The organism is Dehalobacterium formicoaceticum (genome assembly GCF_002224645.1).
Taxonomy (GTDB): Bacteria; Bacillota; Dehalobacteriia; order Dehalobacteriales; family Dehalobacteriaceae; genus Dehalobacterium; species Dehalobacterium formicoaceticum.
This window is the reverse complement of record NZ_CP022121.1, coordinates 3,066,799-3,084,571: the sequence shown is the minus strand read 5'-3', so window position 1 is coordinate 3,084,571 and position 17,773 is coordinate 3,066,799. Positions and strand designations below refer to the sequence as shown.

Genomic DNA, 17,773 nt, shown 5'->3' with positions numbered 1-17,773 from the left:
TCGGGTGGAAAACAAGTCATCAAATGGACCGCTGAGGGCGCAGTCAAAGGCGAAAGCCGAGTATTCTGCGACGTGAAGGCATACGTAAGTTGCCAGGGATATGATGGTATCCTGTTAAGTGTACAGCTTTGCTGTAAAACAAGGTGGCACCGCGGATAATATTGATTATTAATTCGTCCTTGACCGATCATTTCATTAAGATAAGATCGGTCAGGGACTTTTTTATTGCTCATTTATTGCCAAAAGGAGGGAGATCATGGTCATGGTAAAACCAAGCCTTAAGGAAGTCAGAAAAATTGCCGAAACGGGAAAGTACAATGTTGTTCCTGTGAGTACAGAGATGATGTCCGACATCAAGACACCGATAGAAGTACTCAAAATCCTGAAAAATGTCTCAAACAACTGCTATATGCTGGAATCCGTCACAGGTGATGAAAAATGGGGACGATACACTTTTCTCGGCTTTGATCCAAAGCTTGAAATAACCTGCATTAACGGTCAGATGAAGATTGGTCTGCTTTCTTTTGAGACGGAAGATCCCGGAAAATATATCCGTCAGGTGCTTGATCAATATAAAAGCCCTAGGTTCGATGATCTTCCATCCTTTACCGGTGGGCTGGTGGGGTACTTTTCCTATGATTATCTGAAATATTCGGAACCGGCCTTTACCTCTGATGTCGAGGATCCGGAGGGGTTTAAGGATGTTGACCTGATGCTCTTTGATAAAGTGATCGCATTTGATAATTTTCGGCAGAAAATAACCCTGATCGCAAATATAGAGCTTGCGGATCTTGAGAAAAATTACAATAAGGCCATGATGGAGCTGGAAAACCTGAAGAAGCTGATCAAAAATGGGAAACCCTGTCTGGATGAGCCCGGTAAGCTCACCAGTGAATTTAATCCACTTTTTGATGAGGCCCGGTATTGCGCTATGGTCGAGAAAGCAAAGCATCACATCCGTGAAGGAGATATTTTCCAGATCGTGCTTTCCAATCGCCTCGAGGCCGGATTTGAGGGCAGCCTGCTCAATACTTACAGGATGTTGCGGACGATTAATCCCTCACCATATATGTTTTTTTTCGCTTCCTCGGACATTGAAATTGCCGGGGCATCACCGGAAACCCTGGTCAAACTGGAAAACGGGGTGCTGCACACCTTTCCCCTTGCCGGTACGCGTCTCCGGGGTAATTCGGAGGCAGAGGATAAAGCCTTGGAAGAGAGCCTTCTTAGTGACCCCAAGGAGCTGGCGGAGCACAACATGCTGGTGGATCTGGGACGAAACGATCTCGGCAGAATCAGTAAATTCGGCACCGTTGAGGTGAGTAAGCTGCACACCATTGAACGATTTTCCCACGTCATGCACATCGGGTCAACTGTATGCGGTGAAATACGGGAAGATAAAGATGCCCTGGATGCGGTAGATGCCATACTTCCCGCAGGTACCCTTTCCGGGGCGCCGAAAATACGTGCCTGTCAGCTGATCAATGACCTGGAAAACAACAGGCGCGGAATTTATGGCGGAGCCATCGGGTATATTGATTTTACCGGAAATCTGGATACCTGCATCGCCATCCGCATCGCTTATAAGAAAAACAACAAGGTTTTTATCCGAAGCGGCGCGGGGATTGTCGCCGATTCTGTTCCGGAGAATGAATATCAGGAATGCATCAACAAGGCGACGGTAGTTGTCAATGCTATTAAAATGGCGGAGGAGGTGGAATCATGATCCTCTTGATCGATAATTATGACAGCTTTTCTTATAACCTTTATCAGCTGATCGGCTCAATTAATCCCGATATTAAAGTGATCCGAAACGATGATATGACGACAGATGAAATTGATGCTTTGCGACCGGAAGCGATCATCATTTCGCCCGGTCCCGGCAGACCGGAGGCTGCTGGGATCTGTATTGAAACTGTACTTCGCTTTGGTGATCAATATCCAATACTGGGCGTTTGTCTGGGCCATCAGGCCATTTGCCAAGCATTCGGCGCCACGGTATCTTACGCAAAAGAGCTGATGCACGGTAAGCAATCCAGGACATTTCTTGATACGGACAGCGCCTTGTTTAAGGGTTTGCCGGAGGTCATTCCGGTGGCGAGATACCACTCTCTGGCCGTTATTGAGGACACGATCCCCCAATGTCTAAGGATCATCGCCCGTACAGAGGACGGTGAAATAATGGGTGTAAAGCATCAAGAATATAACCTTTTCGGGCTGCAGTTTCATCCGGAGTCCATCATGACACCGGATGGCCCGCAGATGCTGAGAAATTTTCTGAAAGAAATTTCTGAAAGAAATTACTGAAGCAAATTAAATGAAGCAAATTAAATGAATATAAAGCATTGAACAAATTGAGCAAATAAAACAAATAGAACTAATAGAACAAGCAGAGAAAATTGAACAAATTGAGCAAATAGAGAAAATCTAACAAAAAGAGAAAATTGAACAAATAGAACAAATAGGGAAAATTGAACAAATATAATTAATAAATGAAGGAGGAGCAGATCATGATTAAAGAAGCAATCGTCAAGATCGTTGATAAACAGGATCTTACCTTTGATGAAGCCTATGCCGTAATGAGTGAAATAATGGGTGGCGAGACCAGCCAGGTGCAAAATGCTGCTTTCTTAAGTGCTCTTTCCACCAAAAGCACAAAAGCGGAGACGATCAACGAAATCTCAGGATGTGCTGCAGCAATGCGCAGCTTTGCCACAAAGGTGGAACACGGCATGGATGTTCTGGACATCGTGGGCACCGGCGGTGACAGAGCATGCAGTTTTAACATATCCACCACGGCAGCTCTTGTTCTTGCGGCGGGCGGGGTCAAAGTAGCCAAGCACGGTAACCGCGCTGCGTCTTCCGCCAGCGGCACTGCTGATTGTCTAGAGGCACTAGGGGTCAACATCAACCAAGATCCTGTGCAGTGTGAGGAGCTTCTTCGTAAAGTAAATATCTGCTTTATGTTTGCCCAGAATTATCATACTGCCATGAAGCATGTTGGTTCGATACGCAAAGAACTGGGGATCAGGACTGTACTGAACATCCTGGGTCCCCTCACAAACCCGGCATCCCCCACCATGCAGCTGCTGGGCGTCTATGATGAAGCCTTGGTGGAACCCCTGGCGAAAGTGATCTCAAGCCTGGGTGTAAAACGTGGTCTTGTTGTTTATTGCCAGGATAACCTAGATGAGATCACGACCTGTGCCCCAACAACTATATGTGAAATCAAGGATGGCTACTACAAGACCTATGATATCAATCCGGAAGATTTTGGATTTGTGCGCTCAGCTAAGGCAGATCTTGCCGGCGGCACACCGGAGGAGAATGCGGAAATCACCCGGGGCATTCTGCGAGGGGAGCAAGGGCCAAAGCGGGATACCGTCCTGATGAATGCGGGAGCAGGATTTTATATTGCCGGCAAGGCAGCGTCCATCGCCGACGGCGTGCATCTTTCCGCTGAGATAATCGCTTCGGGTCAGGCAATGGCAAAGCTTGAAGAATTCAAGGAGGAGTCAAATAAAGGTGGCGTCAAATAAATGAGGAGTTAAATAAATGATGAAAAACATACTGAGTACCATCGCTGAGCACGCAAGGGTGCGTGTGGCGGAGAAAAAGAAAATCATACCCTTGATCAAGATGAAAGAGGCAGCTCTTTCCATGGACTGCAGAACCGGATTCCCCTTTGAACAGGCACTTAAGGGTGACGATATTGGATTTATTTGTGAATGTAAAAAAGCTTCACCGTCAGTGGGCCTCATTGCACCGGAGTTCCCTTATCTGGAAATTGCCAAGGAGTACGAAAAGGCTGGTGCAGCGTGTATTTCAGTTTTGACAGAGCCGAAATGGTTTATGGGACGGGATCATCATCTTAAGGAAATAGCAGACTCTGTTTCGATTCCGTGTCTCCGTAAAGACTTTACGATTGATGAGTACATGATCTATGAGGCAAAAATACTTGGTGCATCGGCGGTGTTGCTGATATGCTCCCTTCTTGATCGGGAAATCATCGGATCCTATCTTGATATTTGCGATAGCCTGGGGCTTTCGGCAGTTGTCGAAGTCCATGACGAGTATGAAATCTCTGAATCATTAGAAGCAGGAGCAAGGATAATCGGCATAAACAATCGCAATCTTCGGGATTTTACAGTCGATGTGCATAACAGCGAAAGACTGCGCAAACTCGTGCCGCATAACTTGCTGGTTATCGCGGAAAGCGGCATCAGATCATCGGCAGACATCGATCTGCTGAGACGGGCAAAAATTAACAGTGTGCTGATAGGTGAGACGCTGATGCGAGCAACGGACAAAAAAGCGATGCTGGATGATTTGAGAGGTAAAGGGGGTCAAGAGGTGCAAGAGGTACAAGGGGTGCGAGAGGTGCAAAATGAAAAATTCAAAAATTAAAATATGCGGCATAAAAAGAGAACAAGATATTGATTATGTGAACATGCTAAAGCCTGACTATATCGGTTTCGTATTTGCTAAGCAGAGTCGAAGATATATTACTCCTGATATGGCCGCTATGCTGCGCAAGAAGCTGTTGCCCGGTATCACCCCGGTTGGTGTTTTTGTCAATGAATATGTGGAAAAAGTGGCCGGGCTCATGCTAAGAGGTATCATTGAGATCGCCCAGTTTCATGGTCAGGAAAATGAGGATTACATCGCTGCTTTCAGACAATTGACCGGCAACCCGGTCATCCAGGCATTCAGGATCGATCGTCCTGATGATGTAATCAGAGCAGCTCAGTCCTCGGCGGATTTCATACTTTTGGATAATGGAGCCGGTGGAACAGGTACTACCTTTGATTGGACCCTGATTCAAAACATCCAGCGTCCTTTTTTCCTGGCGGGTGGACTTAATGCGGATAATGTTGATGAGGCAATCCGCCTGTCAAACCCCTATTCCGTTGACATTAGCTCTGGTGTAGAAACGAATAATATTAAGGATTACGCTAAAATGCAAAAATTCATCAACCGTGTCAGGTAGAACAGGGGACGGTTCTTTGTTTGATTCGCAGAATTCTAAACAAAGAACCGTCCCCTGTTCTATACCTGTTCTATACCCAGTTCTATAGTCTAATATTAACCACTAATCTCTTCCAGTGTTTTGCCCATAGTTTCTTTCCCCAAGATTGCGACAACCAAAGCTACCAGGATAAAAACCAGCGTTAACATGATAAATACATAGGTATAACCAACATCTGTTCCAAAGTAATTGTAAATAATCGGAACAATAAATGGCGCTGTAAAAGCTCCCACGCGGCCAAAAGCAGTAGCCCAGCCAGCCCCGCTAACCCTGGCAACAGTGGGGTAAACCTCCGGTGTATATGCATAAACACATCCCCATGCACCTAAACTAAAGAAGTAAAGCAAACAGCCAAAGAGGAGTACTTCGTTTGTGCTGCCTGCATGCCCAAACAGCCAGGCTGCAATAGCAGTACCAGCAAAATAAACTGAAAGGACCTTCTTACGACCAATCCGCTCTACCAGAAAAGCCGCACTAAAATATCCGGGAAGCTGCGCCAAACACATAATCAGTGTATATTCAAAGCTTTTCACCAAGTCAAAGCCCCGATCCACCAGAAGTGTTGGGGTCCATAAAACAAATCCATAATAACCAAAATTAATCCCAAACCAAATGATCCATAAGACAATTGTGCTCCTGATATATTTCTTGGACCATAAATCCTTAAAAGTTATACGTTGAGTTTTAACTACCTCCGGCTCTTCCTCATAACTATTTACTTCACAAACTATGCCTGCCTCTTCTTCCATACGTCTTACCAGGGCATCGGCTTCTTCAATTTTACCTACTGCTTCCAGATAACGGGGTGATTCCGGTACCACCCTTCTTAAATATGCTGCAAAAAGGGCCGGTACAGCACCAATCCAAAAAGCTACCCTCCAGCCATAAACAGGAATCAGCAGATAAGCTACCAATGATGCAACAATCCAACCCCAGGCCCAGAAACTTTCTAAAAATATGACATTGCGCCCTCTAACCCTGGTGGGAGAAAACTCGCTAACCAAAGTAGAAGCAGCCGGCAATTCTCCTCCCAGGCCAAAACCTGTAATAAACCTTAACACCAAGAGCATGGTAAAGTTAGTAGAAAAACCGGAAAGACCGCTCGCCAGACCGTAGATAATTAAAGTCCAGGTAATTACTTTTTTGCGGCCCCATCTGTCTGCAGCCATACCGGACAGAGCTGCGCCTATTGCCATTCCTAACATACCTGAGCTTCCCAGAAGTCCCAATTGCCCGGTACTTATCTGCCAGTCCTTGCCAATCGCCGCCATAACCCCGGCTACCATACCTTGATCCATGGCATCAAACATCCAACCAAATCCAACAATGATGAGAATTTTCCACATCATTGGAGTATTTGGCAAATTATCAATTCGCGCAGTTATTTTCGACATTTTTTCCCCCTCCTATTCTGCCTATTCTAATTGTTCTACCTAATCGATCGGGAAACGATATATTTCTATTTCCCTTTTCCCTCTTAAAAAGCTTAAAAATTATTTATAAATTGTTATGTTATGTGAATGGAGATCCGGAATACATATTTATCACCTCCATTACCTTAATTTACATTATATTGTCACCTTATGGTATCAATATAACAGAAGTTAACTGTATTTGTCAACTTAAAATTAGGCCATATAGTCATTTAATTTTCGGCCACTAAGAAAAAAAAATTTAGTCGTTTCATAAGCATATTTAGTTTTCAAAGAGCATTGTTTCACGATGAATGCTAACGCGCTATCGCTTGTTACACCCTGTATAAATGTTTATCAAAAACATGATAAACCTTTATACAGGGTTATTGTTTTTTTCTTCATGCCAGTTGCTGTTGTTGTAACCACTCCTTCGTTTCTTTCATGCGGTACGAGTTTCCATTCATGTTGACGATGTATGACTGATGCGTCAACCGGTCAATCATGGCCGCCGTCATCACGGGATCCTGAAAAATTTCACCCCATCGTTCGAAGGATAAGTTGGTTGTGATGATTGTCGATTTGCGACCAGCCCTCAGCGACAAATGGGTAAACAATAATTCAGATCCTTCCTTATCAAAAGATATATAACCCATTTCATCGGCAATAACCAAATCATATTTTTCAAAGCGGTTCTGGAAGGCTCGAAGAGTTTGCTCTGCTCGGCATTCTTTAATCCGGTTAATGAGGAGGGGAACAGTTGTAAACCATACTTTATATCCCTCCAGGCAGGCCTTTAAGCCTAGCCCAATACTCACATGCGTCTTGCCTGTTCCCGGGTTCCCCGCCAGAATAATGTTGCGCCCCTCCTGAATAAACTCTAATGTTTTCAGCTGCTTTAACTTCTTTTGGGCATCATCTGGCAAATCCGCGATGACCAAATCTTCAAGGTACTTTTTATGTGTAAATTCAGCCAGACGAATGCGATTATGCCGCGAGGCTTCCCGACGAGCATCACATTCCTTCTCCAGTAACTGCGCCAGAAATGCTTCATAACTGGCATCCTGCTGCGTTGACTCCCGAACTTGCTCATCCAAATGCTTACGAATCATAGGGAGTCTCAGTTCTTTGCTATATTCCAATATCGCTTCCTTAAACGCCTTGCGCGGCGCGTTACTCATGCAACGTCCTCCTTTGCTTTTGGTGTATGGGTATCAAACATGTCATCGTACATGCGAAGCTGCTGTGCTGACCGCTCTACAATCTCTTTTCCCGTTTTCGAGAGATTTGGTTGAACAACAGGCATCGCGTCACGATTCCTAGCACAAAGCACTTTAATTTTATCCGTAGTCACTTGAGCCGGATGAATTTTCTCCAGCTCCCGAATAGCTTGCTCGACTTCCGCAAATGGGACATCGTCTCGAATATATTGCAATAGCTGTATAAATTCCTTGTCTTGTTTGGTATAATATGTTTCGTATATTTCTTTTATCCTTTTAGGAGCCTGCTGCCATGCCGCACTACCGGCAAATGCACCAGGTTTTTTCCTTAGCGTATCCAAATAATGATTCAGATCAAGCCGCCACTCGTGGTTGCCGGTTAATCGCACATGCTCCGCTACCAAGGATTCCTGATGGAAGCATCGCACCCGGGTCGCATATGCTTTAATCATGATCGATTCACCTACCAAATGATCCGGTACTGAGTAACGATTCTGATCAACGATGATGGTGGAATATTTGTTCACCCGTCCATAAATCACGCGAGCTGCATCAAATGGTGGAAGGGTGGGCAGCAATGCGGGGCGCTCTTCTTCCAATCGTTCCTCCGCCGTCTGGCCGTTGTACTCATCATGGGACTTACGATTACGCTTAGTGCACACATCCTGCAAATATTGATTTGCCTCCTCCAGGGATTCAAATTCGTCCCGAAAAGCGAAGGCTTTTCGGCGAACGACCTCGACGCTTCGCTCCACATGACCTTTTTCGTTGCCCTTGCGAATATTGCAAAACCGATACTGAAAACCATAGTAGAGCGACAATTGAAGCAATCCTTGCGTCGGCTCCTTCTCCGTTCCAATAAACCTTTTCACCGCGACTTTCATGTTATCGTACACCATGGTACGATACACTTGGCCGATATGCTGGAAAAACAGGGCGTGTGCTTCCTGAAAACACTCTGTTGTTTGTTTGGTGAACAGATAAGCAAAGCGATAGTTCCCGTAAGCCGTTGTGAATACGGCCATCTGAAAAACTTGAAATTTTCCATTAATTTTTAGTTTAACCTCACCCCAATCAAATTCGCAAATGTCTCCAAGTTCATACAGAGCCTTAATAAACGCTTCCTTTGGTTTCCGTTCCAAGCTTCTAATGGTTCGAAGAACGGTACTGTAACTTAGTTGAGTACCCTCGGCTTCCAGTGCTTCAAAGATATCAATGGCTTTTTTTTGCTGCTTGTGCCGCCCCTGATTTCGCTTAGTTTCATTCTCGTCAAGATAGAACTGGATCCTGTTCACAACCTCGTCAGTCATTTTTCTTTTGGGTCGAATGCCCACAGTATACTTGGGGGCAGAAGTGAGGGTGTCGACTAGTGCCTGGATATCTGCCGACCCGCTCGACAATAATTGCTGTCTCCCTTCCTCATATTGTCCAATGTACTTTCCTACGGTGTCCCGATTGATCCCTGTTATTTTCGCAATTTCCCGGCGCGATTTCCCTTCATGAATATGCATCATTAAAATTTGTTGCTTGATGTTCATTGTGATCATCTCTCCCAGCCCCTACCTGTTGAATTTCCTCTCAAGTAGGTTAATCTATTGTGGCCGGTTTTTCAATGACTACGGTGGCCTACTATTAGATTACCATAGACAGTTAACTTCATTTTCTATATTTATTTAATATTTTAATTGATAGAATAATAGAACAGGAGTAGAACAGGGGACGGTTCTTTGTTTGATTCGCAGAATTTAAAACAAAGAACCGTCCCCTGTTCTACGCCTACCCCTGTTCTACTCGAGTTGTTAGTATTTTGGTAAATCTATAAAGGGAATTATATTTTTATGTAGAACTACATAATACATAGTACCTATAGCACATAGCACACATAGCACACATAGCACACATAGCACACATAGCACATAGCAGACATAGGGAAAATGCAAAGGGGGAAATCATATTGCTGCCTATAAAGGATAAAGAAGATTTTAAAAATCAGTATGTGGAAATATTCAGCCGTGTGGAAAGCAGCCCTCTGGAATTAGCAAACAACTCTGAAAAATACCATGCCTTGGTGACCTTAATCAAACAAGTGATGAATAAGCAATGGGTTAATAACATTCAATCCAACATTAAAGCAGATAAACGGCGTATTTATTACTTATCCATGGAGTTTTTAATTGGAAAAATGCTTTCCTACCATCTGACAAATTTGGGGATCGAAGATACTGTGCGGGAAGGATTGGCCGACTTAAATATATCCTATGACCAACTTTTGCATGAAGAAGAAGAAGCACCCTTGGGGAATGGCGGCTTGGGAAGATTGGCTGCCTGCTATTTGGATTCCATGGCCCATGATCAAAAAGCCGGTTATGGCTTCGGCTTTGGGATCCGCTATAAATATGGCCTCTTTAATCAAAGAATCGTCAATGGGATGCAGGTGGAAGAGCCGGATACCTGGCTGAGTAACGGGTATGTCTGGGAAACAATCAAAACAGACCGAATGATGACCGTTAAATTCAAAGGGAATGTCCGGTCTGAAATCAAGGATGACCGCCTGGTATTTATTCATGAAAATTATGATCCCATATGGGCGGTTCCTTATGATATTTCCTTTTTAGGTTATCATGATGAGAAAAAGGTTACCTATCTCAGATTATACAGTGCGGAGCCTATGACGCGGCAGTTCGATCTTGATGTGTTTAATCAAGGGGACTACGAGAGAGCCTCCGCATACCGGGCGGAGGTAGAAGCCATCAGCAGCATTCTGTATCCAAAGGATCAAACTGCTTCCGGCCAGGAGCTGCGCTTGAAGCAGGAGTATTTCTTATCAGCGGCCAGTATCGGGGATAGTGTTTCCTATTATAAATCGGTTTATGGTTCAGTGGATGATAAATTTGTTCAAAGAATGGCCTTTCATATTAATGATACCCACCCCGCAGTCAGCATCCCAGAATTGATGCGCATCCTGATTGATGAGGAGGGCATGGATTGGGATAAGGCCTGGGCGATTAGCAGGAATGTCTTTTCCTATACCAACCACACTATTCTGCCGGAGGCCCTGGAAACTTGGCCTGTGGAGCAATTTCGTACCTTACTGCCCAGAATTTATATGATTGTTGAAGAGATTGACCGGCGATCTCAAGAGGAAATCAGGGTTAACTATCCCGGAGATGAAAATTTGCTCATGAATACTGCTATTATCGTTGATGGCAGGATCCATATGGCCCGTTTGGCGGTCATAGGCTCTTATTCCGTCAATGGGGTTTCCAAAATTCACAGCCAAATCCTGAAAGAGAAGATCTTAGCCGCTTTTTATCGCATTACCCCGGAAAAATTTTGTAATGTTACTAATGGCGTCAGTTATCGGCGTTTTCTTCATCTGGCCAATAAACCCTTATCGGATTTAATTTCTCGAGCCATCGGTGAGGAATGGCTTTCCGATGCCAATGAACTGGAGAAATTATTAGAGTTTAAAGGGGACCGTGGTTTTTTGGAAGGGCTGGCCCAGGCAAAATACAAAAACAAGGAACGATTGGCAAATTTCGTTTCCCAGCAGCAGGGAATCAAGATTGATCCCGCCTCCATTTTCGATATTCAAGTAAAACGCTTTCATGGATATAAACGACAGCATTTGAATGTCTTAAAAATTTTAGATCTTTATAATCGCTTCAAGGAAGGGAAAACTATCCAGCCCACCACCTTTATTTTTGGGGGGAAAGCTTCTTCCAGTTATTGGCGTGCTAAGGACACGATCAAATTAATCCATACTGTCGCAGATATTGTTAATCGTGATCCCTATGTCAAAGAGTATATTCGTGTTATCTTTCTGGAGAATTTTAATGTCTCCCTGGGAGAAATCATTTATCCGGCAGCGGATATCAGCGAACAGATTTCCACCGCCGGCAAGGAAGCCTCCGGTACAGGGTGCATGAAATTTATGTTTAACGGAGCACTTACCATCGGCAGCCGAGACGGTGCTAATTTGGAAATTGCTGAGGCTGTGGGAGATGAGCATATTGCTCTTTTTGGTATCACGGCGGATCAGGCTATGGAGCTTTATGGTGATCCCGGGTATAAATCGTGGAATGATTACGCAGGTACACCCAATCTGAAAAGAGTAGTGGATCAGCTGGTCAATGGTTTTTTACAGACAGATTATAGTTTTCAGGGTATCTATGATTCTCTTTTGCAGGAAAATGACCAATATTTTGTCTTAAGGGATTTTAGCTCTTATACGGAGACTTGGGAAAGGTTAAATAATAAATATGCCGTACAAGAAAAGTGGCTGGAAAGTGCCTTGTATAATATCGCAAAAGCCGGTATCTTTTCCAGTGACCGAGCCATCCATGAATACGCGGATTTGATTTGGAAGACAGAACGGTAACGGCGCAGGGGGAGTGTTTCTCTTGCTTCCTGATTTTTAATCTGATATAATGCCCCCTAAAATACCAATGAAAAATACTGCCCCCTAAAATACCAATGAAAATTTTTACCTGCACTGGTTCATTGAAGACAAATGTTTTTAAAATTATTTCAAAATGATTTTGCAAGGAGGAAATGATGAGTAAATTATTAAAAATTGTAAGCTTGCTGACCATGGTCACATTGCTCTTAGTGACTGGATGCGCTGCCAATTCAAATAATAATGGTGATCAAAATGAGTTCACCAAAGAGAAGATCAACGGGACTCTGGAGGCTAATGAAGAGGTTTTTCAGATAACCTGGTCTCCCGACGATCAAATGGTTCTTTTTATCCAGAGCGGCAACGAAGAGAAACAGGGGATGGATGAAGCCTATTATTGGAAGGTAGGGGAGGAAGAGGCAAAGTCAGTCAGAGACGTTCAACCCACAACCCTTGGATTTTCTTGGTCTCCCGACAGCAAGTATTTTATAATCAGTGAAAAATTGGGTGAAGGGGCCGTGAATAGCATTGTCAATGCGGAAACGATGAAGGAAGGCTCATTTAAGCCCAAAAGCATGCACATCCCAGTCTGGAGTCCAGATAGTACCGCTATTGCCTATGGGAATGAGTTTCATGAGTATGGTGAAAGCTGGGGCTTCCTGGAAATATACAAAATCGGGGAAGAAAAGAATGGCTATCTCTGGAAAACCAAAAATTATCTCTATAAAGTAGAATCCTGGGACCAAGATGGGAATATCAATTACATCGAAACCGATAACCAGGGACAGGAATCTAAGAAAAGTACCCCGAATATCAGACCCAGCATATCCGGTGTCCACTTGGAAGATACTCGGGAACAGGTAATTGCCGCCATGGGCAAGGATTATATTGAAATTGCACCCAGCGAAGAATTAGGACATTTTCCTGAGCTAGTTTACCGTTGGGATTATGATGGAACCAGGGTGTTTATCGGGACTGATTCTGGAAAAGTATTAGAGATCTATACTACCTCGCCCCAGGCTGAGACCAATTTAGGGATCAAGATAGGGGATCGTGCGGAAAACGTATTTGAAGCCTATCGAGGCAAATATATTGAACCGGAAAGCATTCATGGCGGCAAGCTTTATGGGATATTTAAAGTGGAAGGTGCCGCTGCTTTAGCCTTTAACTTTGATACAGACCCAGCTCAATATCCAAGACAGATCAAACCAGATAATAAGGTCATAGGGATGACGTTAACCTATCCGGAGATCATGGATGATTCTTTTTAGGGAGTAGAACAGGGGACGGTTCTTTGTTTTATCCGCAGAATTCAAAACAAAGAACCGTCCCCTGTTCTACCCCTGTTCTACCTGATTAGGGGGCTAATTGGAATAAACCCGTACTAAGGTATTTTTCACCCCGGTCAGGGAATATGACCACCACAAAGCCTTCTTCTATATCTTTGATGCATGCCAAGGCAGCCACCATAGCTGCTCCACTGCTCATCCCGACAAACATACCTTCCTGCGCAACGATTTTTCGAGCCATCGCAAAAGCTTCCTCGGATTCAACCATCACACTGCGGTCGATCTGGGTGGGATCATATATCGCCGGGACAATAGCCTCCTGCATGTTTTTGAGGCCCTGTATATAATGGCCCAAAACCGGATGTGCCTCAACGATCTGGATATCAGGATTTTTTGCTTTTAAGCCCATGCCTACGCCCATGAGTGTGCCTGAGGTGCCAAGCGCGGAAACAAAATGGGTAACCTTGCCCTCGGTGTCCTCCCAGATTTCATGGGCGGTTGTTTCATAATGGGCAAGCTTATTATATTCATTGGAAAACTGGTTGGGCATAAAGTATTTTTCAGGATAGCTGCGGCAAAGTTCATGAGCTTTCATGATGGCTCCATCCGTTCCTTTGGAGGGATCCGTCAGAGTAGTCTTGGCTCCAAAAGCCTCAATCATTTTCCGACGTTCCACCGAAACCGCTTCACTCATCACTATTTCAACCGCATATCCCTTTACGGCACCGATCATCGCCAACCCAATCCCTGTGTTGCCTGAGGTGGGTTCAATAATGGTTTTGCCAGGTGTGAGAGCGCCGCAAGCCTCAGCCTGTTCAATCATTTTTATTGCAATACGATCTTTAATGCTCCCTGTGGGGTTAAAGCCCTCTAACATGGCGTAAAGCGGAATGTGTGGTTTGGGGTTTAATTTATTTATCTTAACGATTGGCGTGCGGCCAATAGTCTCGATAATATTATCGTACATAAGCTTTTTCCCTCCCTGATTTAATATGTAACACGATAGATGTGCTGTCAAACATATTTATTATATATGATCAGCCGTGATAAGTGTAGCAAAAGCTTGAGCGAAAAGAAAAACAATTATATGCAAGGGTGTATGCAAGGGGAAGGTTCGCCCAATGGAAGGGTGAATTTGATGAAATAAATCGATATGGCACAAGTGCTTGCTACAGTGAATTGGATGCCACCAAAATCAGTCCGGTCAAAATAAAAAAAGCACCTAAAGTTTCTAAAAATGAGATACTTTCCCCCATAAAAAACCAGCCTATGAGTAAGGTGATTATTGGCGAAACGGATAATACCAAGGATGTATTGCCGATATTACCCCATTTTATGGCTGCATAATATGCTAAATCACCGGCAAAGGTCGCAAAAAATGCTTCTATAGCTAGAAAAAACCAAGCCCGGGAAGGTATAGAATGTAGTCGAAACAGGCTACCGCTAAACCCTGCCCAAGTTCCTACCAGCAGCAATGTAATTAATGTTCTTGCCGCCAGGCCATCCATTGGATGAATTCCTCTTAAACCTATTTTTCCAAACGCTGGGGCAATTCCCCAACATATCGCTCCAAAAAGTGCAAGTAAAAAGGTATACAAAATTCATCCATCCCTCATAAATGTTTGTTACTAATGCTATTAATATTCTTCCTGAAACAAACCATTCCAGAAATTCTTGATATTATTGGACGAAAAGAATTAAAAGATGTGATAAAAAGATGTTAAATATTTCAAGTTTGGAGGAAATTAATATTGGAATACTAATTAAGGCCTAAATTCTCCATTAAATTAGCGCAGACAAAACAAAGCTAAAATTTTCGGGAATTTAGGTTAAAAATTAATTTATTTTTCGGGAGAATATTAATAATGAGAAGAATTATCCAATCCCTGCTTATGCTCATCTTAACCACTACATTTTTACTTTTTTCTCCTGTAATGTAAGCGTCAAATCAAACCCACATATTCGTCCTTTTCTTACTATGAGATAATGAATTCGAAAAGAGGGACAAAACCTCCTCCATGACAATCACAAGGAAGTGAGTGTGGCTATGATGTTAGGCCGAGTAGACACGGTTTATCTTGCAGCCGGCGCAACGGATCTTCGCAAGTCTATCGATGGCTTGGCTGTAATCGTGCAAGAGCATTTCCGCTTGGATCCATTCTCTAGGCATCTTTTTGTCTTTTGTAATCGCAAAAAGGACAAAGTCAAAGTCCTAGAATGGGGTGGCGATGGATTCTGGCTCCATTACAAGCGCCTCGAGAAAGGACACTTTCAGTGGCCAGATGGCAATAGCCAGTCACTTGCTGTCAGCCAGCGAGAATTTCGATGGCTGCTCGATGGTTTACCCCTTCATCAGGCAAGTGCCAATCCGGAAATAAGCGAGAGAATCATCATATAAAAACTGCGAAAAACCTTGATTCTATGCGGTTTTTGGCTATCTTTCATTAGCGAAAAATGATATAATAAAGCCATGGAAAACATAACTGAATCAGACGCAAACCATCCTCAAACGGATGAACATATACAAAGTCTTAAGGACAAAATTTCTGTTCAAGAGCACCAAATCGAAGAGTTGTCCGCTAAGCTGAAATGGTACGAAGAACAGTTCCTTTTAAGCCAGAAGCGGCGATTCGGTGCATCCAGCGAGAAAACCAATCCAGATCAATTAAGTTTCTTCGATGAAGCGGAACAAGAAGCCGATCCTAAGGCATCTGAACCAACGGTTGAGGAAATTACATATAAAAGACGCAAGACCAAGGGCAAGAACGACAAAATGCTTGATGATCTTCCCGTAGAGACTGTGGAATACCCCTTATCGGATGAAGCACAAACTTGCCCACAGTGTGGTGAGCATTTACATCAGATGAGTAAAGAAATCCGAAAGGAGATCAAGGTTATTCCAGCTCAGGTTAAGGTAGTCAAACACGTGCGACACGTATATACATGCCGTAACTGTGAGAAAAATGACATCTCCACGCCGGTGATCACTGCACCCATGCCTGCCCCTGTGCTTCCGGGTAGCTTTGTCTCACCGTCTTTAATGGCGTTTGTGATGGATCGAAAATATACTTTAGCTGTTCCGCTTTACCGGCAGGAGCAGCAATTCAAACACTTTGGTATTGATTTATCTCGCCAAACAATGGCCAACTGGATGATTCACGGTGCGAATGATTGGCTTGTTCATCTGTACAACCGCATGCATACCAAGCTAATTGAGCATGAGATTTTACATGCGGATGAAACGATATTGCAAGTGCTGCGTGAAGAAGGAAGAACAGCCGCTAACAAATCATATATGTGGCTGTATGCTACAGGTCATACGGATGTGCCGATCTATCTTTATGACTATCGTACGACCAGAGCCAGTAAGCATCCGCAAAACATGCTTGACGGTTTTAATGGATATTTGCATACTGATGGCTATATAGGGTATAACGGCATTCCAGGTGTCAAACCGGTCGGTTGCTTCGCTCATGCCAGAAGGTATTTTTCTGATGCACTCAAAGCCTTGCCAAAAGGCTCCGACCAGACATCTTCTGTTGCGAAAGAAGGGCTGGATTATTGTAACCAGCTTTTTCACCTAGAGCAAGGGTTCAAGGATCTGGATGCTGACGAGCGATACGACAAGCGTTTGGAACAAAGCAAACCGGTTCTTGATGTCTTCGAAGCCTGGTTAAGAACGAAGAAAAGACAGGTTCTTCCGAAAAGTGCTTTAGGAAAAGCCATTGATTACAGCCTGAAGCAGTGGGATAAACTGTGCGCGTTCTTGCTTGATGGTCGGCTGGAAATCAGTAATAACCGAGCAGAACGAGCCATCAAGCCTTTCGTAATCGGAAGAAAAAACTTCCTCTTCAGTAACACTCCGAAGGGTGCTACGGCCAGTGCAATCATCTACAGCATGATTGAGACGGCAAAGGCCAACCATCTGAGCCCTTTTCATTATTTGACGTATCTATTTGAGAAGTTGCCCAACATTGACTTGGGAAATATGGCTCAACTGGATGCTTTGCTCCCATGGTCGGACACGCTTCCGGAATCCTGCAAAGTTTCTTCAAATAACTGATAGCGTCTTAACGACATCAGAGAGAAGTTTGGGATTGAATCCCGGACGCACTTCAATAGTTGCTTTGCCTACACGAACGGGCAAAGCTTCTTGAGGTTCGCTTACTTCTAACCCGCCGATCTCCACGGAAAGCCACTGCATTTTCTTCTCTGCTGACTTGCTTTCTGACTTAAACTTACGCATCCAGTAGCGCAGCTGATTGATCTTCAATTCATGTGCTGTGCACCATGCTGTAGCCGTTTGGCCACTCGATTTAAATTCATTCACCCTGGATTTCCACATTTGGCACTTTTCAACTTTGGTCAATGAGCAGGCCTCCTTATAGTTATCATGGAGACATTATCTCATAGCTAGATTCAAA

The 17,773-nt window shown here is 43.9% G+C and carries 15 protein-coding genes; 9 read left to right on the top strand and 6 right to left on the bottom strand.

Translation table 11 applies throughout. The features are described from left to right. The first annotated feature begins 262 nt into the window (after nt 1–262). From CEQ75_RS14905 to CEQ75_RS14885, 5 genes are all read left to right on the top strand, one after another. Entirely contained in the window at nt 263–1,726 is a 1,464-nt protein-coding gene (locus tag CEQ75_RS14905) for an anthranilate synthase component I family protein (RefSeq protein WP_089612664.1), read from the top strand. Next, nucleotides 1,723–2,307 (top strand): anthranilate synthase component II, encoded by a 585-nt coding sequence (locus CEQ75_RS14900; RefSeq protein WP_089611898.1) that lies wholly within the window; start codon nt 1,723–1,725, stop codon nt 2,305–2,307. Before CEQ75_RS14905 ends, CEQ75_RS14900 begins: the two co-directional genes overlap by 4 nt. A 203-nt stretch (nt 2,308–2,510) precedes the next feature. Continuing rightward, the gene (gene trpD, locus CEQ75_RS14895) at nt 2,511–3,539 is read left to right on the top strand and encodes an anthranilate phosphoribosyltransferase (protein WP_089611897.1); all 1,029 of its coding nucleotides are present in this window, start codon (nt 2,511–2,513) and stop codon (nt 3,537–3,539) included. A gap of 16 nt (nt 3,540–3,555) precedes the next feature. Next, complete coding sequence (gene trpC, locus CEQ75_RS14890) at nt 3,556–4,407, top strand: indole-3-glycerol phosphate synthase TrpC (protein ID WP_242965244.1); 852 nt, start codon at nt 3,556–3,558, stop codon at nt 4,405–4,407. Next, nucleotides 4,388–4,990, top strand: coding sequence for a phosphoribosylanthranilate isomerase (locus CEQ75_RS14885; protein ID WP_089611896.1), 603 nt, complete (start codon nt 4,388–4,390; stop codon nt 4,988–4,990). The genes trpC and CEQ75_RS14885 overlap by 20 nt, the downstream gene beginning before the upstream one ends. A gap of 95 nt (nt 4,991–5,085) precedes the next feature. On the opposite strand, the gene CEQ75_RS14880 is transcribed toward CEQ75_RS14885, so the two are convergent. The 3 genes from CEQ75_RS14880 to istA form a co-directional block, all read right to left on the bottom strand. Then, the gene (locus tag CEQ75_RS14880; protein WP_089611895.1) at nt 5,086–6,423 is read right to left on the bottom strand and encodes an MFS transporter; all 1,338 of its coding nucleotides are present in this window, start codon (nt 6,421–6,423) and stop codon (nt 5,086–5,088) included. A 419-nt stretch (nt 6,424–6,842) separates the two neighbouring features. Beyond that, nucleotides 6,843–7,622: an IS21-like element helper ATPase IstB gene (istB, locus tag CEQ75_RS14875; protein WP_089608935.1), complete on the bottom strand. Its 780-nt coding sequence runs from the start codon at nt 7,620–7,622 to the stop codon at nt 6,843–6,845. Further along, the gene (gene istA, locus CEQ75_RS14870) at nt 7,619–9,208 is read right to left on the bottom strand and encodes an IS21 family transposase (RefSeq protein WP_089608934.1); all 1,590 of its coding nucleotides are present in this window, start codon (nt 9,206–9,208) and stop codon (nt 7,619–7,621) included. The genes istB and istA overlap by 4 nt, the downstream gene beginning before the upstream one ends. Nucleotides 9,209–9,618: 410 nt before the next feature. Here istA and CEQ75_RS14865 point away from each other — a divergent pair, with 410 nt between their 5' ends. Together CEQ75_RS14865 and CEQ75_RS14860 are read left to right on the top strand one after the other, a co-directional pair. Then, nucleotides 9,619–12,042: a glycogen/starch/alpha-glucan phosphorylase gene (locus tag CEQ75_RS14865; protein ID WP_420838529.1), complete on the top strand. Its 2,424-nt coding sequence runs from the start codon at nt 9,619–9,621 to the stop codon at nt 12,040–12,042. 173 nt (nt 12,043–12,215) lie between these two features. Continuing rightward, nucleotides 12,216–13,331, top strand: a complete 1,116-nt coding sequence (locus CEQ75_RS14860; RefSeq protein WP_242965240.1) for a TolB-like translocation protein — start codon at nt 12,216–12,218, stop codon at nt 13,329–13,331. Between the two features lie 85 nt (nt 13,332–13,416). Here the strand turns inward: CEQ75_RS14860 and CEQ75_RS14855 are convergent, their stop codons facing one another. Both CEQ75_RS14855 and CEQ75_RS14850 read right to left on the bottom strand, forming a co-directional pair. Continuing rightward, nucleotides 13,417–14,316 (bottom strand): PLP-dependent cysteine synthase family protein, encoded by a 900-nt coding sequence (locus CEQ75_RS14855; protein WP_089611893.1) that lies wholly within the window; start codon nt 14,314–14,316, stop codon nt 13,417–13,419. 202 nt (nt 14,317–14,518) lie between these two features. Then, a complete protein-coding gene (locus tag CEQ75_RS14850; RefSeq protein ID WP_157677489.1) occupies nt 14,519–14,947 on the bottom strand; it encodes an EamA family transporter in 429 nt (142 codons plus the stop codon). 449 nt (nt 14,948–15,396) lie between these two features. Between CEQ75_RS14850 and tnpB the strand changes: the two genes are divergently transcribed. Further along, nucleotides 15,397–15,747, top strand: a complete 351-nt coding sequence (tnpB, locus tag CEQ75_RS14845) for an IS66 family insertion sequence element accessory protein TnpB (RefSeq protein WP_089610481.1) — start codon at nt 15,397–15,399, stop codon at nt 15,745–15,747. Between the two features lie 72 nt (nt 15,748–15,819). Next, nucleotides 15,820–17,412: an IS66 family transposase gene (gene tnpC / locus CEQ75_RS14840; protein ID WP_089610849.1), complete on the top strand. Its 1,593-nt coding sequence runs from the start codon at nt 15,820–15,822 to the stop codon at nt 17,410–17,412. On the opposite strand, the gene tnpA is transcribed toward tnpC, so the two are convergent. Further along, the gene (gene tnpA / locus CEQ75_RS14835; protein WP_089610477.1) at nt 17,401–17,718 is read right to left on the bottom strand and encodes an IS66 family insertion sequence element accessory protein TnpA; all 318 of its coding nucleotides are present in this window, start codon (nt 17,716–17,718) and stop codon (nt 17,401–17,403) included. The genes tnpC and tnpA overlap by 12 nt on opposite strands. Nucleotides 17,719–17,773 lie beyond the last annotated feature (55 nt).